Origin of the sequence: Hoeflea marina, assembly GCF_003182275.1 — a bacterium.
Taxonomy (GTDB): Bacteria; Pseudomonadota; Alphaproteobacteria; order Rhizobiales; family Rhizobiaceae; genus Hoeflea; species Hoeflea marina.
This window is the reverse complement of the sequence record NZ_QGTR01000004.1, coordinates 417,414-437,459: the sequence shown is the minus strand read 5'-3', so window position 1 is coordinate 437,459 and position 20,046 is coordinate 417,414. Positions and strand designations below refer to the sequence as shown.

Below are 20,046 nucleotides of genomic sequence, written 5' to 3'. Positions count from 1 at the left end.
GGTCACAGCCAGGTCAGCGCGGTCCAGAGCGCGATGGTGCCCCAGAAACACATGTTGACGAAGGAGCGGATCAGGCCGCCATCCTCGTCGACCGTGATGCCGAGCTTCCTGCGGACCAGATCGCCGGGAAACAGAAAAACAAAGAGCAGCGTGTGCATGACGACCTCATAAGTGGTATTGAAATTACCAGTATACCGCGACGACACGAAATGCAATATCTGTAATACCAGTATTCGAGATGCCCATGCGCCTGACCCTGCACACCGACTATGCCCTCCGCATCCTGATGGCGCTGGCCCGCGCGCCTGAACGCACGGTCTCCGTCGATGAGCTGGCGCGCGATTTCGCCGTGTCGAAGAACCATCTGATGAAGGTGGCGCAGAACCTCTCCTCCGGCGGCTTTGCGGTAGCGGTGCGCGGCCGCAGGGGCGGTTTGCGGCTGGCGCGGCCGGCCGACGAGATCAACCTGCGCGCGGTGGCCGAGCACATGGAGCCGGATTTTCACATCGCCGAATGCTTCAGCGGCGCGGATTGCGTCTTCCTGCCCGACTGCCGGCTCAAAAGCCTGCTTGGGCAGGCAAAACTCGCCTTTCTGCAGACGCTCGGCGGCAGGTCACTGGCCGACATTTCCGCCCCGCCCGGGCTCGCGCCGCCGCGGCCGGGCTGAGCGGGCGGGAGCGGCCGCATCGGCTGCCGCATCGCAACCGCCGCCGGCCGGCATCAGCCGGGGGCGTCTTCGGAGCCAACCGGGCCACCTTCTTCGAAGCTGACCGGGGTCGAACAAGTTCAACCGGGGTCGCCTCCTTCGGAGCCAACCGGGTCACCTTCTTCGAAGCTGACCGGGTTGAGCGAATCAGGCAATCCTGTCACTTGGGTACGATGATATTCGCACCGCAACAGGACGAAGCGCTGAAGGCGGTTTCGCGCTGGCTGAAAGAGGGCCGGCAGCCCGTCTTCCGGCTCTTCGGCTATGCCGGCACCGGCAAGACGACGCTGGCCAGGCATTTCGCCGACAATGTCGAAGGCGAGGTGCTGTTTGCCGCCTTCACCGGCAAGGCGGCGCAGGTGCTGCGCGCCAAGGGCGCTCGCAACGCCCGCACCATCCATTCGCTGATCTACCGGCCGCGCGGCGAGGAGGAGGTCTCCAACGAGGAGACCGGCAAGACCTCGATGGCGCCGATGTTCTCGATCAACCGGCAAAGCCCGCTGGCCCAGGCCAAGCTGATCGTCATCGACGAATGCTCGATGGTCGACGAGGCGCTCGGCCGCGACCTGATGAGCTTCGGCACGCCCATCCTGGTGCTGGGCGACCCCGGCCAGCTGCCGCCGATCTCGGGCGGCGGCTATTTCACCGAGCACGAGCCCGATTACCTGCTCACCGAGATCCACCGCCAGGCGCGCGACAACCCGATCATCGATCTGGCCATGCATGTGCGCGAGGGCCGCGAGATCATGCATGGCGACTACGGCACCGCGCAGGTGATCGGCAAGTCCGAAGTCACCCAGGAGCTGGTGCTCGAGGCCGACCAGGTTTTGGTCGGCACCAACCGCACGAGGCGGCGCTACAACCAGCGCCTGCGCGAGCTCAAGGGCTTTGACCAGAACTATCCGCAGGCCGGCGACAAGCTGGTCTGCCTCAGGAACGACCCCTCCAAGGGCCTGCTCAACGGCTCGCTTTGGCAGGTGATGACCTCGTCCAAGGAAACGGTCAAGCCCGGCATCAACCTGCTGATCCGCCCCGAGGAGGACGACATCGAGCGCGGCTCGGCCAAGATCAAGCTCCTCAAAAGCGTGTTCGACGCCCCCGACGCCGACGTCCCCTGGACCACCAAGAAGCGCTATGACGACTTCGACTACGGCTACGCGCTCACCGTGCACAAGGCGCAGGGCTCGCAGTGGAACAATGTGGTGCTGTTCGATGAAAGCTACGCGTTTCGCGAGACCCGCGAGAGGTGGCTCTACACGGCGATCACGCGGGCCGCGGAGCGGCTGACGATTGTCAGGTGAGGGGGGCGCGTTTGTGCTGCGACGGGAACGGGGCGCGATGAGAATGTCTGCTTCCGAACCCGGCCGGCTAAGCTGACATTCACCCGCACCGGATATTTTGGCGCTCCCGGCCCATTGCGGACCTTCCAGTATCCGCATTGGAATGGCAGGTCTGTGACCCAATTCAATCGTACCGAAAGACTTGCAATTGGTTTTTGCGGCAACCAAAGTGAGGTCTTCGGCATTTTATTGAAACAGGAGACTACGATCCAGCTTCTCTTGTTGGACGAGGTTTAGCCTCTAGGAACGGAACCGATCGGACCATGATGCGTTTTCTGTGGTGTCGCGAAAGGAGAGGAAAATGAGCTATATAGATGGATTTGTACTTGCTGTACCCAAAGCGAATAAGCAAAAATTCATCGACCATGCGACCGATGGCAATGCTGTCTTCATAGAACTGGGAGCAGTCCGGGCCTGGGAATGCTGGGCCGATGACGTTCCTGTGGGAAAGCAGACCGATTTTCGCATGGCTGTGAAGGCTAAGGATGACGAGGATGTCGTTTTCAGCTGGATCGAGTGGCCCGATAAGACTGTCCGGGATGCTGCTATGGCGAAGATCATGGACCCCAAGAACTCTGATCCACGCATGGACCCAGAGAAAAACCCGATGCCTTTCGACGGTGCACGGATGATTTTTGGCGGCTTCGTGCCCGTGGTTTCTCTTGGAAAGTAACAGTCAATGTCATCGCGACGCCTGTTGACCATATGGGGTCGAAGAGTTGCTAGCAAGTGAAACCGAATTGGATTCTGTTTCAGCTTACATCAACAAGGCAGGAGTTCTCGCAACCGGTGCTACTCGCCAAATTCCTTTTGTGATCGCGGCGCATCGCGCAGTTGCTCGTCGAGAGACTGTCGATAGCGCGTGCATCCCCTCATGAACTGAGGCCATTCAGGAACAATCATCCCCCCCGCAGGGGAATCAGGCAACAATGCCCACAGGTCCGGATGATGCCAGCAAAGCTCGTGCATGGAAGTGTCTCTATGTATTCGTATTTGCTTGCGCATTGCTCGCGCAGCGGCCAAGAGCTCCGATTGCGACAAATTTTCCAGGTCGTCGTCCAAATCCGTATCCATTGAATGCTCCCTCATACAACGTTGCCGAATTGTGAAACGGGCAGATGTTCATCGCGGTTCCGGCGATTGATCCTGCTTGAGGGCAGACAATTGAACCGGCCAGGCGCGAAACCGCCGCCGGAAGCATCCCGCGGCGATCCGGTTCCACCAGTTCCAGGCTGCCGCCACCAGTTTTCGACGCAGATCGGGCGGCTTCAGTCGCAAGGAGCGCTTTGGCGAGGTAGCGCTCTGCTGCCAGGACCTCCGCACCGCGCCCCATCAGCTCTTGTGGACGACCTCAAACGAATAGCCATCCGGGTCGATGACGTCGGCGGCATAATAGCCGGGATAGTATTCGAGCCGCGCACGCGGCGAGATGTTGTCTGTCGCCCCGGCCGCGATGGCAGCTTCATAAAAGCTGTCGACCAGAGCGTTGCTTTCCGCCTTGAAACCCCAATGAATGGCCTCTGGATTTGGCTTCCCCTGTTTGAGCCAGAAGATCGCGCTTTGCCCATCGCCAAACCCCCACAGGTCGGGATGGCCGTTTTCGCCTTTGAAAGGCATGAAGAACTTGATGCCGAGCGGCTTGAGAGCTGCTTCGTAGAAGGCAAGCGAGGCCTTGATGTCACTGACAGTCAGGATGATGTGGTCGAGCATTTGTCATTTCCTATCTCTACGGGTCGCGTGCGAAACGCCTGATCGCGGCTAAAGCGGCGACTGCGGCGGGCGCTTTTTTCCCTGTCCCAAGGCGCTAACGTTTCGTAAGCTGCTTCTACGTCGTCAGCGGATTCGCCACAAGAACGCACGTCAATGTCGGGAACCAACAGGGATGTAAGCATGGGAAAGAGCGCCGGGAAAACGCAGCTTGAGCCGGGGCTGCTTTGCCGCAACGAAGATCCGGTCGCGTTCCGTGAACTGTTGACGAAGGTGGGAGACAAGTGGAGCATCTTCACAATGCTGGCGCTCTCGATGCTTCCAGGCGAGCGGGCCAGGTTCTCGGAGCTGAACCGGTCGATCCCCACCATATCGCAACGCATGCTGGCACTGACCCTGCGCAATCTGGAGCGCGACGGACTCGTCATCCGGGAGGTGTTCGCCGAAGTGCCGCCACGGGTGGAATATGAGCTGACGCCGATGGGGCAAAGCCTGCTGCCGGCTCTTCAGGGTCTGGTCGACTGGGTCGCCGGCAATTCAGCCGATGTCAAACTTGCCCGGGCAGCGTTCGACACACGGTAGGTTCGCTCGGCCCATTCTGGGCCTGCCCTGAGCGAGCAAGGCCGACATCATCGGCATTGGAACGCCCCACGCAAAACCGCCGCCGGAAGCTCCTCCCGGCGGCGGTCCATTGTCATGGTGATTTCAGCCCGTGTGGCCTCAGACCAGTTCGGCCAGCGACGCGGGGTCGAAGTTCTTGAGGTCCTCGGTGTCGCCGGTCCTGATCTTGGTCACCCATTGCGGGTCGCCGAGGATGGCGCGGCCGACGGCGATGAGGTCGAACTCCTCGGCCTCCATGCGGCGGACGAGGCCGTCGAGGCCGACTGGCGAGGATTTCTCGCCGCCGAAGGCCGCCAGGAATTCGCCCGACAGGCCGACGGAGCCGACCGAAATGGTGGCGGCACCCGTGAGCTTCTTGGCCCAGCCGGCGAAGTTGAGGCCTTGCTCGCCGTCGATTTCCGGGAATTCCGGTTCCCAGAAGCGGCGCTGCGAGCAATGGAAGATGTCGACGCCTGCTTCCTTGAGCGGCACCAGCCAGTCGGTCATCTCGTCGGGCGTGGTGGCAAGGCGGGCCTTGAAGTCCTGCTGCTTCCACTGGCTCACCCTGAGAATGAGCGGCATTTCGGGACCGATCGCGGTGCGCACGGCGGCAACCACCTCGGCTGCGAAGCGCGAGCGCTGCTTCAGCGTCTCGCCGCCGTAGCGGTCGCTGCGCGCGTTGGAACCGGCCCAGAAGAACTGGTCGATCAGGTAGCCGTGGGCGCCGTGCAGTTCGACCACGTCAAAGCCCAATCTGCGCGCGTCCGAGGCCGCGCTGGCAAAGGCGGACACCGTGTCGGCGATGTCTTCCTCGCTCATCGCCACCCCGTTCGGGTCGCCCGGGCCGTTGAGGCCGGAGGGGCTCTCGACCGGGACGGGCGGCGTCCAGCCGCTCTGGCCGCGGGTGGCGCCGGTGTGCCAGATCTGCGGGCCCATCCTGCCGCCGGCGGCGTGCACGGTGTCGATGACATTCTTCCAGCCGGCGAGCGCTTCGTCGCCGTGAAAGAACGGAATGCCCGCCTCGTTGCGCGAGGACGGCCGGTCGATGACGGTGCCTTCGGACAGAATCAGGCCGACATCGGCCTCGGCGCGGCGGCGGTAATAGTCGGCGATGTTCTGTCCGGGGATGCCGCCCGGCGCGAAGGTCCGGGTCATCGGCGCCATGACGATGCGGTTCCTGAGGGTGAGGGACTTGAGCTGGAAGGGGCGGAACAGGCTGTCTGCATTCGGGGAGGTTGGCATGAAATCTTGCGTCCTTTTCATCGGGAGCCTTGAGGTATATAGTTTATACCAAGGATCAAGAACGCACTTTGGATCAACCAGGTATACCGAAGGAAACCACCATGGGCGAAACCACCTGCCAGAGCTTCTTCGCCAGCTGTCCGAGCAGGGTGCTGTTCGACCAGATCGCCGACAAATGGTCGATGATGGTGCTGACGGTGCTTGATGCCGGACCGATGCGGTTCAACGCCATCAAGCGGCATCTCGAGGGCATCACACAGAAGGCGCTCACCGAATGCCTCAGACGGCTCGAGCGCAACGGGCTCGTCGAGCGGCGGGTGCTGCCGACGTCACCGGTGGGGGTCGAGTACGAGATCACCCCGCTCGGCCGCACGCTGCAGCCGCCTTTCAAGGCGCTCTATGCCTGGACGGTCGAGCAGATGCCGAGCGTCGAGGACGCGCGGCGCGCCTTCGACGGGCGTGCCGGGTAAGCCCGCGCCGGATCCGGTCGGAGGCTTCCAACAGGCAATGGGCTGTCGCCGGCTGTGGCTGCTTCGCTTGGTTGCACGGAATTACGGGGCGTTGCGCGGATGGCCGGTCGCCTGCCTGCGATAGCTGCAGTCACGTCGCCGGGCGCGCCCTACGCCGAGCGCCGGGTGCGGTCGTTTGCCGCCGGTAGCAATGCGGGCGATCCGCCTGCTGCCGCCTGCCGGACGTGGTCGGCGAAGGCAGCCGCGTCAACCGGCCGACCGAAATGGTAGCCCTGGAATTCATGACAGCCGCATTCGAGCAGGAAGGCGTGCTGGGCCGAAGTCTCGATGCCCTCGGCGAGCACGACAAAGCCGAGGTCGATGCCGAGATGCACGATGCTCCTGACCAGGGCTCCGCCGCGATCGCTCTCGAGCGATTCCTGCACGAAGCTGCGGTCGATCTTGAGCTGGTCGACCGGCAGGCGCCTGAGATAGCTCAGTGACGAATAGCCGGTGCCGAAATCATCGAGCGCGAAGGTGATGCCGATGGCGCGCAAGGCGTTCATTTTGGCGACGGTGGGCGCCAGGGCGTGGACAATGACGCTTTCGGTCAGCTCCAGCTTGAGCCTCGCCGGATCGATGCGATGGCGTCTGACGGTGCCGAGAACGGTGCGCTCGAAATCCTCGAGTTGAAACTGGCTGGCGCTGACATTGACGGCTAGGGTCAGCCGGGCGAGCGCCGGATCGTCCTGCCATTGCGAGAGGGTGCGGCAGGCCTCGGCGAGCGCCCAGCCGCCGAGCAGCGGCATCAGGCCTGCCGCTTCGGCGGCTGGAATGAAATCGTTCGGTGGGATCAGACCACGATCGGGATGCTGCCATCGCATCAGCGCCTCTGCACCGATGATCTGCCCGGTGCGGTCAACTTGCGGCTGGAAATGCAGGCGCAGTTCGCGGTTGCGAACCGCGTTGCTGAGGTCCAGCATCAAGCCTTTCGGCCGGGTGAACTCCTTCTGGATGGCATAGATGCCGCCGCACAGCATTGCCGTCGCCAGGATGGAGTTGACCCAGATGCCGCCGGCGCGGATGTCGTCCGGGATGGTCCGGGCGAAGGGAAAGGCATAGGTGGTACTCGACAGCACGATGAATCCGACAAGACACGCCGCCGTGACCAACAGCTGGAAGGCCGACCTGCGCCTGAGATGGTTGATGTAGCCCAGCATCGCGATCACCAGCAGATACAGATGGGTGATCCTGGGAATATCCGCGCTCGGTTCATCGAACATCAGGGCGTAGCAGACCGTGAAGATCATCAGGGTGACTTCCGAGACGATCAAGGCGGAATTCAAACTGCCCGCCCTGATCATCGCCCAACTCGCCGCCGCAAGGCCGGCGAGCAGCAGGTCGGCGGCGGCAATCGGCCACTGCTGCCTCGAGGCGAAGAACGCCGTCCAGAACAGGCTGACTGCCAGGATCAGGATCGCGGCGGTTTCATAGGCGAAGATCAGTCGGAGCGACTGCCTGTCTGCAGGGGATGCCGTCGATGGGGCCGATAGGGGTTCCGCCAAATTCATCTCACAAGTCACGGCCGCCACTTCAAGGCGGGCCTGCATCCATCCCGAGCAAGGCATGCCACGATCATCCTTAAGAAGATCGACCATGCCGGGTGCAAGAAGTCGCCTTCCATCGCGTCGGTTCTAGCGCAGAGCGAGGCAGGGTTCGTGGAGCGGCGGGTGCTGGCGATGCGCCGGTGCCCACCGATTGCGAGGTCGTCTCACTTACTCAGCCGGAGGCGGCGCCGTTCGGGACGCCACATGGCGGAACATGGTGCACGAGGTCGGTGTCGCTCCCGTCGGGGTCCCCTCGACCGGCAACTGGCCCGGCCTCAATCGAACGCGGCGAAATAGGCCGCGCCGGCGTCGGTCAGCAGGGGCCGCGCCTGCGACAGCGGTATTTCCAGCAGGTCGTCGGTGCAGGCGAAAATGGCGTGGGGCAGGTCCTTGAGCGTGAACACCAGGCTGTGCTGGCGGAAATAGACGCCGAGATGGGTCCGCACGAGGTCGTCCAGACCGCAATCGGCTTCGCGCTGGCTGTCCGAGCGGTCGCGGCGGGCATTGACATAGGCGGAGAGGTCCGGCCCGGCAGCGTCGCCGTTCCAACCGGCCAGCAAGCGATCCGCGTCGATCGGCCTGCCGGTCACGGCATCGACCAGATGGTCACGCGTGAAGTTGTCGGGATAGGCGCCGGCGCAGAAATAGCTGCCGGATTCGGCAAAGCCCATCAACCGGGAGGTGAGATGCTCCGGCCGGACGCTCCAGTTGCCGTCGAAGCCGTCGCTGCCGTCACTGGGCGATCCGGACCAGCCGAAGCCGAGATAGGCGGTGGCAGCGCAGGCGAAGGCGGGCGCTTCGGCCTGCAGCCGCTGTTGCGCCAGATAGGCATTGAGCGGCGCCGGGTCGGCGCCGGCGAGGCTGACGATCACCGGATAGTCGAGGCCGTTGCGAGGGTCCGTGTCCATCCGGATGACCCCATCGCCGAACGGCAGTTCCGGTCCGCGGTCGAAGGCGATCTCCATCCTGAGGAAGTCGTAGGGCCGTTCGGCAGTGCTCACAACCGGATCGGCGGTGTCATCGGCGGCCGGATCGGGCGCAGATCCCGTCAGCGCCTCGAACGGATCGCGGCTGCCGTCGCCTTCCGCACGGCGTGCCCGCAGCTGGAGGTCGATCTGCAGCGTCCTGCCGTTCGGCAGGGCGCGCCACGTGCCGCGAAGCCGCTTGTCGCCGACGGCGCCGGGCAGCGTCCATTCGGCGCCAATCGGGGCCTCGGTGACAAGGTCGCCGCCCGCGGTGCGGCACAGGGCCTCGGTGCAGGCGCTCTCCTCCATGATCCGCAGGCCGCCTGCATGGACGGAGAGGTGCAGGGGAATGTCGACACCCTTCGACCGATAGGCATAGCGGCCGACCTGCGGGGTGATACCGCCAGAGGTGGTGAGTTCGACGATCACCGGCAAGGAGCCGATATGGCCGCTGTAGCTGACCGCGTCGGCCGCTGCCGGCATTGCCGGGAAGGCGCCGAGGGCAGCGAGAGCGGAGAGGGCGGCCCGGGCAGGCATCAGGCGCATCGAAGTCTCCTTGCGGGATCAGGTGAGGGAGCAGCCGTCAGGCCCTGTCGCGCGGGCGGGCCAGCGACAGGGTGAGCCCGGACAGGCCGATGGCGCCGATCCATGGTGCCATCGAGACGGCAAAGGCGGCCAGATAGGTCTCGTAGGAACGGCCCCAGAGCATCCATTGCAGCAGCCAGCCGCCGAGGAAGCCGCCAATGGCGGCGGTTCCTGCCATCAGCCAGGGGCCGGCCGGCCGGCGAGGCGCGGCGACCGTCGCCGGGCTGCGGCCGGAGGCAACGAAATACCCGATCGAGGCGGCCAGCGCCGCGACCAGGGCCACGGCCGGGCAGATGACGAAGGCCAGCCCCATGGCGTTCGCGCCCTCGCGGTCGGAGACGTCGAGGAGGTCGAAGACCAGCAAGCCGATGCCGAGGGCGGCGGCATAGGCGCCGACGAGCACCGCCAGGGCGACGAGCGCCGTCTTGAAAAGTCGCAAGCCCATCCGGTCCTCCGCCCTGGTCCACCTGGCCATGCGCCATCGGCGCTGCCGATGATAGCGCCGAATCCGGTCTTGGCGAGCGATTTCGCGGCGACAGCTTCGGCTGCCGCGGCACAGGTCAATGGGGAAAGTCGGCGCCAGGCGTTGCGCGCGTCCGGCGCGGGCCGTAAGTTGCCGGTCTCGCCCATCCCGACCGGGTCCTTCCACTGAAAGCGCGCAAGATGATCCTCCTTTGTCGAGCCAGCCTGGCCCTCTTGCTTGCCGGCACTGCCGTCGGACTCGCCTCGCCGGCCTTCGCCGACAGTCTTGTCGCCGTCTCCTCGACCGCGATGGCGATCACCGGCGACATCGAGCTGGATGATTTCGGGATCGTGTTTGAAAACGGCGAGTCGCTCGTTTTCGATGAACTGGTCGGCGACACCTTCATGGTCGGCGGCGAGCAGGTCGGCGCCTCGGTCTACAGCGTCCGGACACCGTCCGATCCGGAGCTCAACCAGGGCAACAGGCTCTGCGGCCAGGGCGATGTCACCTATGTGGCGGCCTGGGGAGACGCGTCGGATGCCAGCCTGACCATCGTGGCGGTGTTCGACACCCAGGATGTGCCGGACGGCGACGACGCCATGTGCGCCTCCTACACCTATGCCTATCCGTGACCGGAGCCGCGGCGGGGCGCGGCGGTTCCTGGGCAGGGCGCTGAGCGTCATCACCGCCGGCTATGCACTGGCAGCGCTGGCATCGCTTGCCCTGGCCGTCGTCGGGGTGAATGGACTTTTCGGCCTCGAGCCCGACCCGTTTGCGTCGATCTTCGCAATGCTGCTTGCCATGCCCTGGTTCCTTCTCATCGATTTCGGTCCCGCCGCTGTGCCGGAATTGGCGGCCTTCGCCATGCTCGTGCTGGGGATGGCGGTCAATCTAGGCATTCTCCTGGGCCTGCGCCGGTTGATGCGGCGCGGGCGAGGCGTGCTATAGTGGCGCCGATGCAACCGATGCGACGGACATTGCGATGATACCCTGGATCAGGCTCGACGCCGTGCAACTCGACGACGGACAGGAACTGCGGCTGATGAGCCGCGGCTCGGAATTCTCCATCATGCTGGGCTCCAACGAATTGATGAACAGCCGGCTCAGCGGCTCGGAGGAGGCGCTTGCCGACCTCTCCTGTGGACGGCTCGGAACACGGCCGCGGGCGCGGATGCTGGTTGGCGGACTCGGCATGGGGTTCACGCTGCGCGCGGCGCTTGCCGGCCTCGGGGCCGGGGCGGAGCTCACCGTGGCGGAACTGGTGCCTTCGGTGGTCGCCTGGGCTCGCGGACCGATGAGCGAGGTTTTCGCCGGCTGTCTCGAAGACCCGCGGGTGCATGTGCATCTGGGCGATGTCGGCGAACTGATCCGGGGCGGCGACGGCGCCTGGGACGCCATCCTGCTCGATGTCGACAACGGACCGGACGGGCTGACCCGCAAGGGCAACGACGCGTTGTATTCGGCCGCGGGGCTCCGCGCGGCGCATCGGGCGCTTGCGCCCGGCGGCATCTTCTCGGTCTGGTCCTCGGCCCCCGACGCGGCCTTCAGCCGCCGGCTCAGGCAGGCGGGATTTGCGGTCGAGGAAGTGCCGACGCGCGCCAACGGCAAGCGCGGCGGCGCCCGCCACATGATCTGGCTGGCCACCAGAGCATTTCCAGACGAAGTGAATTTCACTTCGTCGTAGGACAATGCGACAAATCAAAAACTTGGACCGCGTCTGCGATTCAATGAAAAGCGGAAGCGCTCCCAGGCCGCCTGACCATCCGTGCGGCGGCACCCGCTGCCGCGCCGGGCGGCGTCAGCTCACCGAAAACAGGATCGCTGTCGCGTCGTCGCTCTGCTTGAACCGCGGAAATTGATGGCCATCGGCATCCTCGGCCTCGATGCCGCGCAGTTCCGTGCAGAGCGCCGCCAGCCCGCGCTGGCGGGCGGCGGCCACCAGGCCGACGGCGGTATAGGCGGCATAGCGGTCCGCCAGCGCGCTGAAGCCGTCGCTCATCAGCAGCCCCTGCAGCGGCCGTCCGTCGAGGAATTCGGGCGGCACCCGGGCGAAGCTCGCATGGTCGGCGGCGTCGGGATTGCGTCCCAGCGTCCAGACCGGCGAGCCGGGCTTGTTGTAGCCGGCGCGAAACATCCGCATCCGCTCCTGCTCGGCCTCGTCGTGAAGCATCGACGGCAGGCGCTTGAGCCCGCCGGCGCGTGCAATGGCGGCACGGGCGGAGATCTGCTCGGCGTCCGAAAACTCCGGCAGCGGCGTATGGCTGAACACGGCGCCGTCAGCGTTGACGAGATGGAGCACGCAGTCTCCCAGTCCGGAGATTTCCAGCCGGTCGCCGACCAGGCGGAGCATTTCGTAGCCGGCGACCGGGTAGCGCCAGTCCTCCACGACGGCTGCCGCGGCGTCGGTCTCGGCATCCAGGAAAGCGCGCACATCCGTGTTGACCTTGCGGATGATGTCGGTGGTGTATTGTCCGCTGCTGCACAGCGCCGCAAACCGGTTGCGCGCCATCTCGGACAGCCACGCCGCATCGGACCCGGGATGGGCGGTCAGTCGGTCGCCGCCAAGGCCCGTGGCTCCGTCGAACACGAAACAGGCCGTCGCGGTCCAGCCCATGCAGTCTTCATTGCAGCGCCCCGGATGGCCGGGTCGGGAAAGCGAGTCCAGGATCCGCAGGCTTTTCAATGCATTTCGTCCACATCATCGGCGGCATGTTGGTGCAAAAGGCCAGGCTGTTCCACTCATCGGGCGTCTTGCCCGGCGGTGGTTGAACCTTGATTAAGCACTTTGTGCCAGAATGCGGCGACAAGATGATAACGGATCTATCCAGGGGATCATGGCATGTGGAAGACGACAATTCCGCGAATCGGTGCGGCGGCGATGTGCCTGGCGGCCACTCCGGCGCTGGCGCTCGATTTCAACGAAGCGTTGCGCACCGTGTTCGGCTCCGACAAGCTCAAGGATCTCGGTGTCCCCATGCTGCTCGGTATCGGACTCGTGGCCGTCATTCTGTTCTGGGTGGCGCTGCGCATCGGCAAGCGCCGCCAGCGGCGGATGATCGAAGGCTATGATGCGCAGCTCAACGACTATTCGACCAGGCTGCGGCGCAATCTCAAATAATCAGACCGCATCCGGACTGTCGCGAAAGAATTCAGGGGAGCCGGCGGCGTCGCCCAGAAAAGCGGCGAAGCGGTTGAGGCTCTCGGCGGCCCCCGGATCCCGTGCGGCGATCGCGGCGGCCAGCGATCCGATGATCCGAGGCTCGATCAGGACCGTGTCCCGGCGCCAGTCGGGATGCCAGGACTGCGTGAACACCGAATGGCTGGTGCCGAGATGGGCCTGCAGGGCAGCGCGCCAGGCGCGGCGCACCGTCTCCGGAGCATGGCTTCTGTTGACCTCGAGCATGAGCAGGACAACCCAGTCGGGGACGGAGTCGTTGTTGCGCGGCAGGGGCGGCAGGGCGGCGCCTGCAAGCCCAAGCGCGGCCTTGAGACCAGCAAACCAGTCATCCTCGTAGGCGAGACGGATCACGCTCCCGGCCGCGTAAGCCGCCTTCATTCCGTCGGTCAGGCCTGCATGATCGGTCAGGCGCCGGGCGCGGGGATGGGCGGAAAAATCGTCGAATTCAAGCGTCGTGGCCCACAGATCGCTGGCCCCATTGGCCGGATTGACGATGCATTGCCGGTAATAGGACCGCAGCCAAGGCAGCCGGGCCCGCGTGATGAGCAGGATCTCGGTGTCAAAGCCGGCCGCGCAGTCCCGGAACCGGGCCAGGTGGCTGTCGCTGAAATCATCGAGATGGTTGGAAAGTCCTTCGCTTGACAGGATGACCGTGGGCGAGGTCGAGCCGGCCAGCACCGAGCCCAGCGTGTCGAACGTGCCCGAGCGAAGGGCGCCGACCAGAAACTGGTGCTTGTCCTCGCCCTCGGCGAAGGCATCGGGGTAGTCGATCCCGTGCGGGCGAAGAGTGTGCGCATTGGCACGCAACCATGCCTGCAGGGCGCTGGTCCCGGTCTTCGGCAACCCCACATGCAAAAGCAGTTTCCGGCGTCCGGTCATTCGGCATCCTCGTCACCAAAGCACATAGCATGAGTGCGGTTTCACGCCATGTGCTTTAGCGCCTTATAATTATGCATGTCGTGATCCCGAAACCCCTGCACACTTTCCGGCGACATGCATCGGTCCTGCAATCTATCGCCGGGGCGGGCGCCGGACCAGCCGGCCCGGACGGAAATCCGCAGTTGCGCAAGACTGTTCCTATCCCCGATGCCCTGCACCCTGCCACTTAGCGGTCGGCCTAGTCGCACAGGACGGGGTCGAAGCGCGCATATTCGTCTCTGGAGATCGCCAGCGCCTGGTTGGCGCGGTCGACCCAGATGTCCACGGCGGTTGCCCCCGTGGGCTGCAGCCTGCCATCGACGTCGATGCGATGGTGGTAATGCAGCGCACGGATCTCGGCCGGCCGCCATCGCGCATAGGCCTCCGGTTCGAAATGGGTAGGGAAATTGTCCTCGGTCGCCAGCGGCTCGAAGGGCAGGTCGAGCTCGATCATCGCCAGCATGAAGCCGAGCTGGTCGATATGGATCGCGGCGTCGCGCAGCAGTCCGATCTTCCGCGAGCATTGCATGGTCCAGTCGATCCAGCGCTCGCCGACAAGATCGAGACAGGTTCGCGGCAGGACATACAGCCCGCCATTGCAATTGTATCGGTGCGTGGGATGCCCCGGCGCGAAGTCGGGACATCGGTCGAGGGTTGCGTCGGGAAAGCCCATCTCGCTCAGCAGCTCCCGCAATCTGTCGCCGGGCGGGTTCGGCTGGTCGACAATCTTGGCGCGGATCTTTCCGGCTTCGATCAGACCAGCGGGAGAGGCCATGAACGCGATGTCGATGTCGCTCATGATCAGATAATCGGCGCCCGACCGGGCAAGATGAGAGAGTTGCCCGAGCTTGTTGCAGTAGGGGGATGCGGCAAGGCCGAAAGGTGGAACCTGCACCAGCTCGATGCCGTTCCGTCGGGCGAAGTCGGTCATTTCGGCCGGAATGTCGCCGACATGGAATGCGATCCGATGCAGGGCACGGCCAGGGTCGACCATATCGAGAGAACGGCTCCAGACTATGAACTGCCTGTAGAATTTGCGACTGCGATCAAGAACGCAGGAAATCGAGCATTTCATGGCGTCTGGCCTTGGCTTGACCCTGACTGGACGTCGAAGATGGTTGAAACCATGAGCAGACCTGAAATTCTGTATTCAAACATGCATCGAGCCGCGGATTGCGGTGCAAGATATCCCTCCTGACGCATGCTTGCCGCGCCGCGGTCGGTCACAGGAATGGATTTGACGATCATGCGGGTTCCGGCCGGGTCTTCTCTGGCGGATTTCAGGAGATCGGCACGACATCGCCGGGTGCGGCGTCTTGCCTGGGGGTGTCAAGGCACGGCGCATTCGACATCCGCTGCGCCGATATCGCTGCGGCGGTGCCGGGAGGGTGATTGAACAGGCTTGGCGCCATCCCCGGCATGGCTCCGGTCAGCGTGCTCGCATCCGGCTACGGGCTTGCGGTGGGCCTGTCCTGCTCCAGATCGGCGATGCGTTGGTGCAGTTCGGCGATGTAGATGTGGGCCTTTTCCAGTTCATTGAGCATCCGGGTTATCTTGTCCGTGACATCGATCGGCTCGCCCGCCAGGGTCGGCCCGACTGCGGGCAGGTACTGGTTGGCCCACATGTCCCGGGCGTGTTCCTCGATTGTCGGAAGCTTCGACGGATCGGCAAAAACAAGGTCGCAGGGCGGGTTCGGCGGAGCGCATGTGCCGCCGGCACCGGTGACCAGATTGCCCTGGATGGTGAGGCCACCCGCCGCACCGGCGCGGAAAATGAAGTCGGCGCCGACCGATGCCGCGTCATTTAAGGCAAACTCTCCGTCCGTGCGCAGCACCAGCTGCCAGGTGCGGTTGATGGCGGCATTGGTGTTTTCCATCGTGAGCGTCGTGGCGGCATTGTCGGACCGGCTGATATGCAGCGCCGTGTCAGGCGTGGTGCCCGCACCGAGACCGACATTTCCGACATTGTTGATGTAGACCGAACTGGTCGGAGCCCCGGGCTGGATCCGGAACGGCAGCCGGCTGCCGTTGGTGACGTCGCGAACGAAGAAATTGGCCTCGTTGCCGGCCACGTCCCAGGTCTGGGCGGGGAATCCGGAGGAGCCGTCCTGTTCCATCCGCATGGCGGGCGTGTTTCCGCTGCGGATGTGCAGGTCGAGCACGGGCGTGGATGTCTTGAGACCGAGCCGGCCCACGGAATCGACGAACATCGAATTGCTGGGCGCATTGCCGGTGATGGTGAAGGGGACCGTGGCGGCGGTCAAATCCTCGATGGAGAACTTGTTGGCGCCGCCGCTGGCGCTGTCATTGGCGGTCAGTTGCCAGTCGGTGCTGGGGAAGGTTCCTACCGAGGTGTCGAAGAATCTAACTCGGGTGTTGTTTTCCTTCATCAGAATCGTCGTATCACCAAAGGTCTCGTTATTGACACAGTCGAAGCCGACGCAGAGGCTGCCCTGTATGATGACATCGTCGGCGAATACCTGGTCTGCCTGTGCCGGAGCCGCGCCGAACGCGCCACCGCCGATGCCGACAGCCAGGATGCTTGCGGTCAACAGGTTCTTGCGGTCCCTCATCTGACATCTCCCTTCACCCCTCGGGCGCTATTCCTTTTCCTCGACCGGTTTGATGATCGCGCCGTCCCTGATGGTGAAGACGCCGCTCATTGTGACGCTTGCGGGCACGCTGTCCGGGGCAGGCTTGTCACGGCCGTTGTCGAGCTGCACCTGCTTCATCATCACGGACGGATCGGCTGCGGTGAGCTGGTAGTGATACTGCCCGTCTGCCAGCTTGCCGGATCCGCCCAGATCGAGACTGGGTGCGGATTTCTCCGCGTAGGCGCTGGCGAGGTAGCCATCCGGGCCTGTCACCGTCAGCGTGACGTTGCTGTAGGTGCCCTTGATTTCAAAGCCGAGCGTGGCGCCGGAGAAGCGGTTGGCGGCGCTGATGTCCGCCGCGCCGGCGCCGCCGGCCAGCAGCGCTGCCGCGAGACCGGCAAGGCCAACCCCTCGCGCTGACCGCCGGCTTGAAGGTGAGTGTGCTGATCTGCATGCTGCCATTGCGCATCTCCCATAACCGGCCAACCGGATTTCCGGTCATCGTTCGCCAGTCAATATAAAAAGTGCCATCGACAATTCATTACGAAACAGGATTCAATTATACATAAAAGATGAAGTTCAACAAGGCAATGACGCCCACATTTCGAATTCAATTCGCAAAATAAGCTTCAAGGATGCCGATTGTCCGGTGACATGAGAAATTTCTTATTTGCGTGGGCAGTCGGGGGCGCCCGAGTTGCTGACCTGTGCGCGCCGTCCCGAAAGCAGCTATGTCACGCTTGAACGCAGGTTGACCTGGCCGCAACTGCCCGGTCAGCGGCGCGGCACGGCCGGCATCAGCACTGCGGCCAGTCGCTGGGCCTCGTTGATCTGTGCCTCGGTCAACCGCGCCGCAGCGGCATCGCGCAACTCGGCCGAACCGGGTTCGCCCGCCGCTGCGGCCAGCATGATCCACCCGTATCCCAGGACGAAATCCTGCGGCACACCCTGACCGCGCATGTGCAGCAGCCCGAGATTGGTCATGGCCGGCGCAATGCCGGCGCGGGCGGACTTGCGGAACAGGGTTGCGGCGGCGGCGGGGTCGCGATCGACGCCGAGCCCGACGGCCAGCAGATAGGCGAGAATGAACTGCGCCACAGGGTCGCCGCGTTCCGCCGCCGACCGGTGGGCGGCCAGGCTCCCGCCGTCTGCGCCCGGCGGCTGGAGCCTGGCATCGTAGACATAGTCCGTCGCGTCATCAATAAGCGCAAATCCGGTGTCCGGGGCCGTGCCCTGCCGGCCGCCGCGCCGGTACCATTCTGCGGCCGCCGCCTCGTCGATCGGCACGCCGAAGCCGTTTTCGTACATCACGCCGAGATTGGTCATGGCCTGCTTCAATCCCTGGTCGGCGGCCTTCCGAAACCAGCCGGCTGCGGTTGCGTAGTCCTGCGCCACGCCTTCGCCCCGCACATACATCAGCGCCAGGTTGTTCTGCGCACGGGCCTGCCCCTTTCCGGCGGCGGCCTGCAGGAGCTCGAATGCGCGAGCCGGATCCCGCGGCACGCCTTCGCCGCGCTGGTGGAGCAGGCCCAGACTGGCTTCGGCGTCGGCAAGGCCCTGTGCCGCGGCAAGGGCGTACCATCTCGCCGCCTGAGCCGGATCTCGCGCCACGCCCTCTCCGTTTTCATACATCCGCCCCAGGTCGAACTGATGTTCGGGCGCACCCTGTTTCGCGGCACTTGCATACCATTTCAGGGCCGCCGCCCCGTCCCGCGCCACGCCCAGTCCCGCGGCAAGCAGTGCGGCATAGCCGTTCTGCGCCTCGGCATCGCCCTGCCGGGCTGCCAGACCCAGCCAGTGCGCGGCCGCGGCATGATCCTGCAGGACTCCCACGCCGCGGGCATGAATCCAGCCGAGCTGCTTCTGCGCTTCCGCGTCCCCGGCTTCGGCGAGCGGCCGGAGGCGTGCCAGCGCCGTGGCGACATCGGCAATTTCCGGCACCGCGGAAGCAGCCGGTCCTTCCGCGCATGCCGTGCCCGCCGATGCGACCGCCAGCGTCAGGACCGTGGCGATGAGGCCGGCGGCCGCCCTTCCGACGGAGGTCATCGGGCGGCGTCCGGCTGCCCACTTGTCCAGTCGCGCGCGGCTGCCTGCGCGCGCGCGACCTGCTCGGGCGTCATCAGCGCGGCCAGCAGGGCGCGCTGCCTGACCGCCTCTGGATTGCCCTCGGCGGCCGCGAGATTGACCCACTTGTGGGCCTCGACATAGTCCTGGCCGACTCCATCGCCCCGGGCGTATCTGAGCCCCAGCATCAGCTGCGCATAGGTTTCGCCCCGGTCGGCGGCGTCGCGGTAGAGCGCCAGCGCCCTGTCGGCATCGACAGATCCGCCGCCGGTTTCCAGCAGATGCGCCAGGCGGCCCGCCGCGGCCGCGTCGCCGGTCGCGGCGGACCGCTCGAGCGCGTCCCGCGCCGCCGTGTCCCCGGCGGCCGCGGCGACTTCCATCCATGTGGCCAGTTCCGACCTGTCGGCGCCCTCGATGCCGCCGCGCGCGGCAAGCTGGCCAAGCCGCAGCCGGGCTTCCCGCCAGCCGGCCTCCGCGGCCCTCCGGTACCAGTGCACCGCCATGGCCGGATCGGGTTCAAGGCCGCGGCCCCGTTCGTACAGAAGTGCAAGCGCGGCCTGGGCGCGCGGCAGTCCGGCCTCGGCCGCCTGGCGGTACCAGTCCGCCGCCACGGCATCGTCGGCCGCCACGCCGGTGCCGGTCGCATACAGGTAGCCCAGGCTGCTCTGCGCGCCGGCGTCGCCCTGCGCGGCCGCCCTTTGGAACCATTCCAGCGCTTTGGCGGTGTCGGGATTCTCGCCCTGCATGGCCATGGCGCCAAGCAGCGCCTGTGCCTCCATGAGGCCGGCCTCGGCCGCGGCTCTGTAGAGGTCCATCGCCCCGGCCTCATCTCTGCCGATGCTCCGGCCTTCGCTCATGGCGCGGCCAAGCGCATACTGCGCCGGGGCGTATGCGCCTTCGGCGGAGCGCTGCAGCCAGGCCAGCGATTCGCCCTGGTCGGCGGCCACTCCCGAGCCCTGCCGGTAGATGAGGCTCAACTGGAACTGCGCGGCGGCCACGCCGCCGACCGCCGCCGCCCGCAGCCAGGTGAAGGCTGCCAGCGGATCCGGGTCGATGCCCGTGCCGTTGCGGTAGAGCAGGCCCAGTTCGTACTGCGCGGTGGCATTGCCCTTCTCGGCTGCGCGCGTCAGCCAGTGGACGGCCCCGGCCGCGTCGCGCTCGACTCCAACGCCCTGCAGATGGAGCCGGCCCAGCAGCGCCATCGCCTCCACCTGGCCACCGGTTGCCGCCTTTTCCAGCCATTTCGCCGCTGCCGCCGGGTCGCGGACGCCGCCCTTGCCCTCCAGCAGCATGTGCGCCAGCCGGTATTCGGCCAGCGGATCGCCTGATTTCGCCTGGGGCTCGAGCAGCCGGCGGGCGGTTGCGAAATCGCCGGCGCGGTAGGCCTGCTCGGAAGCGGCCATGTTGCCCGGGGCCTCGGTACCGGCAGGGCCGGCCCCTGGCGGCGCCTGCCCATCCTGCCGGGCCGAGGGGATCGGTGACGGCGTTGCGTCACCGGCCGCGGCGGCGACCGGCCAGGCGAGGCAGGCTGCGGTCAGGGTGAGGAGAAGGATGGTCGGCAAAGGCAGCTCGCGCATGGGTTCACTCCCGAAAGGGTCGCCGGCGCAGCGCGGCGGCGGATTGCGGCC

General features: G+C 65.3%; 24 protein-coding genes. 9 read left to right on the top strand and 15 right to left on the bottom strand.

Annotated elements, in window-relative coordinates:
- Nucleotides 1-2: 2 nt before the first annotated feature.
- The gene (locus tag DFR52_RS24615; RefSeq protein ID WP_170132300.1) at nucleotides 3-158 is read right to left on the bottom strand and encodes a hypothetical protein; all 156 of its coding nucleotides are present in this window, start codon (nucleotides 156-158) and stop codon (nucleotides 3-5) included.
- An 86-nt stretch (nucleotides 159-244) separates the two neighbouring features.
- Here DFR52_RS24615 and DFR52_RS17475 point away from each other — a divergent pair, with 86 nt between their 5' ends.
- The 3 genes from DFR52_RS17475 (at nucleotide 245) to DFR52_RS17465 (ending at nucleotide 2,719) form a co-directional block, all read left to right on the top strand.
- Nucleotides 245-667: an RrF2 family transcriptional regulator gene (locus DFR52_RS17475; protein WP_110033277.1), complete on the top strand. Its 423-nt coding sequence runs from the start codon at nucleotides 245-247 to the stop codon at nucleotides 665-667.
- 212 nt (nucleotides 668-879) lie between these two features.
- Nucleotides 880-2,007, top strand: coding sequence for an ATP-dependent DNA helicase (locus DFR52_RS17470; RefSeq protein ID WP_110033276.1), 1,128 nt, complete (start codon nucleotides 880-882; stop codon nucleotides 2,005-2,007).
- Nucleotides 2,008-2,347: 340 nt separating this feature from the next.
- Nucleotides 2,348-2,719, top strand: a complete 372-nt coding sequence (locus DFR52_RS17465) for a DUF1428 domain-containing protein (RefSeq protein WP_110033275.1) — start codon at nucleotides 2,348-2,350, stop codon at nucleotides 2,717-2,719.
- A gap of 119 nt (nucleotides 2,720-2,838) precedes the next feature.
- Here DFR52_RS17465 and DFR52_RS17460 read toward each other — a convergent pair whose 3' ends face one another.
- Nucleotides 2,839-3,120, bottom strand: a complete 282-nt coding sequence (locus DFR52_RS17460) for a hypothetical protein (protein WP_110033274.1) — start codon at nucleotides 3,118-3,120, stop codon at nucleotides 2,839-2,841.
- 258 nt (nucleotides 3,121-3,378) lie between these two features.
- On the bottom strand, nucleotides 3,379-3,756 hold the full coding sequence (locus tag DFR52_RS17455; RefSeq protein ID WP_110033273.1) for a VOC family protein: 378 nt from the start codon (nucleotides 3,754-3,756) through the stop codon (nucleotides 3,379-3,381).
- 180 nt (nucleotides 3,757-3,936) lie between these two features.
- Here DFR52_RS17455 and DFR52_RS17450 point away from each other — a divergent pair, with 180 nt between their 5' ends.
- Nucleotides 3,937-4,335, top strand: coding sequence for a winged helix-turn-helix transcriptional regulator (locus DFR52_RS17450; protein WP_110033272.1), 399 nt, complete (start codon nucleotides 3,937-3,939; stop codon nucleotides 4,333-4,335).
- Nucleotides 4,336-4,473: 138 nt separating this feature from the next.
- On the opposite strand, the gene DFR52_RS17445 is transcribed toward DFR52_RS17450, so the two are convergent.
- Nucleotides 4,474-5,595, bottom strand: coding sequence for an NADH:flavin oxidoreductase (locus DFR52_RS17445; RefSeq protein WP_110033271.1), 1,122 nt, complete (start codon nucleotides 5,593-5,595; stop codon nucleotides 4,474-4,476).
- A 101-nt stretch (nucleotides 5,596-5,696) separates the two neighbouring features.
- On the opposite strand from DFR52_RS17445, the gene DFR52_RS17440 reads away from it, so the two are divergent.
- Nucleotides 5,697-6,065 carry a winged helix-turn-helix transcriptional regulator gene (locus tag DFR52_RS17440; RefSeq protein ID WP_110033270.1) on the top strand — a complete coding sequence of 123 codons (369 nt, stop codon included), beginning with the start codon at nucleotides 5,697-5,699 and terminating at the stop codon, nucleotides 6,063-6,065.
- Nucleotides 6,066-6,214: 149 nt separating this feature from the next.
- Here DFR52_RS17440 and DFR52_RS17435 read toward each other — a convergent pair whose 3' ends face one another.
- The 3 genes from DFR52_RS17435 to DFR52_RS17425 all read right to left on the bottom strand — a co-directional run bounded on the left by DFR52_RS17435 (nucleotide 6,215) and on the right by DFR52_RS17425 (nucleotide 9,646).
- Nucleotides 6,215-7,609, bottom strand: a complete 1,395-nt coding sequence (locus tag DFR52_RS17435; RefSeq protein WP_158284995.1) for a putative bifunctional diguanylate cyclase/phosphodiesterase — start codon at nucleotides 7,607-7,609, stop codon at nucleotides 6,215-6,217.
- A 317-nt stretch (nucleotides 7,610-7,926) separates the two neighbouring features.
- On the bottom strand, nucleotides 7,927-9,162 hold the full coding sequence (locus DFR52_RS17430; protein ID WP_110033268.1) for a hypothetical protein: 1,236 nt from the start codon (nucleotides 9,160-9,162) through the stop codon (nucleotides 7,927-7,929).
- 37 nt (nucleotides 9,163-9,199) lie between these two features.
- Nucleotides 9,200-9,646, bottom strand: a complete 447-nt coding sequence (locus tag DFR52_RS17425; protein WP_110033267.1) for a hypothetical protein — start codon at nucleotides 9,644-9,646, stop codon at nucleotides 9,200-9,202.
- A 218-nt stretch (nucleotides 9,647-9,864) separates the two neighbouring features.
- Between DFR52_RS17425 and DFR52_RS17420 the strand changes: the two genes are divergently transcribed.
- Genes DFR52_RS17420 through DFR52_RS17410 form a run of 3 tightly spaced genes read left to right on the top strand, consistent with a single transcriptional unit; the run spans nucleotide 9,865 to nucleotide 11,348 of the window.
- On the top strand, nucleotides 9,865-10,296 hold the full coding sequence (locus DFR52_RS17420) for a hypothetical protein (protein WP_245415384.1): 432 nt from the start codon (nucleotides 9,865-9,867) through the stop codon (nucleotides 10,294-10,296).
- Complete coding sequence (locus tag DFR52_RS17415) at nucleotides 10,283-10,612, top strand: SCO4225 family membrane protein (RefSeq protein WP_110033266.1); 330 nt, start codon at nucleotides 10,283-10,285, stop codon at nucleotides 10,610-10,612. Before DFR52_RS17420 ends, DFR52_RS17415 begins: the two co-directional genes overlap by 14 nt.
- A 34-nt stretch (nucleotides 10,613-10,646) precedes the next feature.
- Nucleotides 10,647-11,348, top strand: a complete 702-nt coding sequence (locus DFR52_RS17410) for a spermidine synthase (RefSeq protein WP_110033265.1) — start codon at nucleotides 10,647-10,649, stop codon at nucleotides 11,346-11,348.
- A gap of 114 nt (nucleotides 11,349-11,462) precedes the next feature.
- On the opposite strand, the gene DFR52_RS17405 is transcribed toward DFR52_RS17410, so the two are convergent.
- The gene (locus tag DFR52_RS17405; RefSeq protein WP_110033264.1) at nucleotides 11,463-12,278 is read right to left on the bottom strand and encodes a hypothetical protein; all 816 of its coding nucleotides are present in this window, start codon (nucleotides 12,276-12,278) and stop codon (nucleotides 11,463-11,465) included.
- A gap of 225 nt (nucleotides 12,279-12,503) precedes the next feature.
- On the opposite strand from DFR52_RS17405, the gene DFR52_RS17400 reads away from it, so the two are divergent.
- Nucleotides 12,504-12,782, top strand: a complete 279-nt coding sequence (locus DFR52_RS17400; RefSeq protein ID WP_110033263.1) for a hypothetical protein — start codon at nucleotides 12,504-12,506, stop codon at nucleotides 12,780-12,782.
- Here DFR52_RS17400 and DFR52_RS17395 read toward each other — a convergent pair whose 3' ends face one another.
- The 7 genes from DFR52_RS17395 to DFR52_RS17370 all read right to left on the bottom strand — a co-directional run bounded on the left by DFR52_RS17395 (nucleotide 12,783) and on the right by DFR52_RS17370 (nucleotide 19,995).
- A complete protein-coding gene (locus DFR52_RS17395; RefSeq protein ID WP_110033262.1) occupies nucleotides 12,783-13,721 on the bottom strand; it encodes a hypothetical protein in 939 nt (312 codons plus the stop codon). It abuts the gene before it with no gap.
- Nucleotides 13,722-13,959: 238 nt separating this feature from the next.
- Nucleotides 13,960-14,754 carry a hypothetical protein gene (locus DFR52_RS17390; RefSeq protein WP_110033261.1) on the bottom strand — a complete coding sequence of 265 codons (795 nt, stop codon included), beginning with the start codon at nucleotides 14,752-14,754 and terminating at the stop codon, nucleotides 13,960-13,962.
- A 77-nt stretch (nucleotides 14,755-14,831) separates the two neighbouring features.
- A complete protein-coding gene (locus tag DFR52_RS24540; protein WP_158284994.1) occupies nucleotides 14,832-15,008 on the bottom strand; it encodes a hypothetical protein in 177 nt (58 codons plus the stop codon).
- Nucleotides 15,009-15,208: 200 nt separating this feature from the next.
- On the bottom strand, nucleotides 15,209-16,333 hold the full coding sequence (locus DFR52_RS17385; protein ID WP_110033260.1) for a hypothetical protein: 1,125 nt from the start codon (nucleotides 16,331-16,333) through the stop codon (nucleotides 15,209-15,211).
- A gap of 27 nt (nucleotides 16,334-16,360) precedes the next feature.
- Nucleotides 16,361-16,816, bottom strand: coding sequence for a hypothetical protein (locus DFR52_RS17380; RefSeq protein ID WP_110033259.1), 456 nt, complete (start codon nucleotides 16,814-16,816; stop codon nucleotides 16,361-16,363).
- Nucleotides 16,817-17,128: 312 nt separating this feature from the next.
- On the bottom strand, nucleotides 17,129-18,400 hold the full coding sequence (locus DFR52_RS17375) for an SEL1-like repeat protein (protein ID WP_110033258.1): 1,272 nt from the start codon (nucleotides 18,398-18,400) through the stop codon (nucleotides 17,129-17,131).
- Nucleotides 18,397-19,995: a tetratricopeptide repeat protein gene (locus tag DFR52_RS17370; RefSeq protein WP_110033257.1), complete on the bottom strand. Its 1,599-nt coding sequence runs from the start codon at nucleotides 19,993-19,995 to the stop codon at nucleotides 18,397-18,399. The genes DFR52_RS17375 and DFR52_RS17370 overlap by 4 nt, the downstream gene beginning before the upstream one ends.
- Nucleotides 19,996-20,046: the final 51 nt, after the last annotated feature.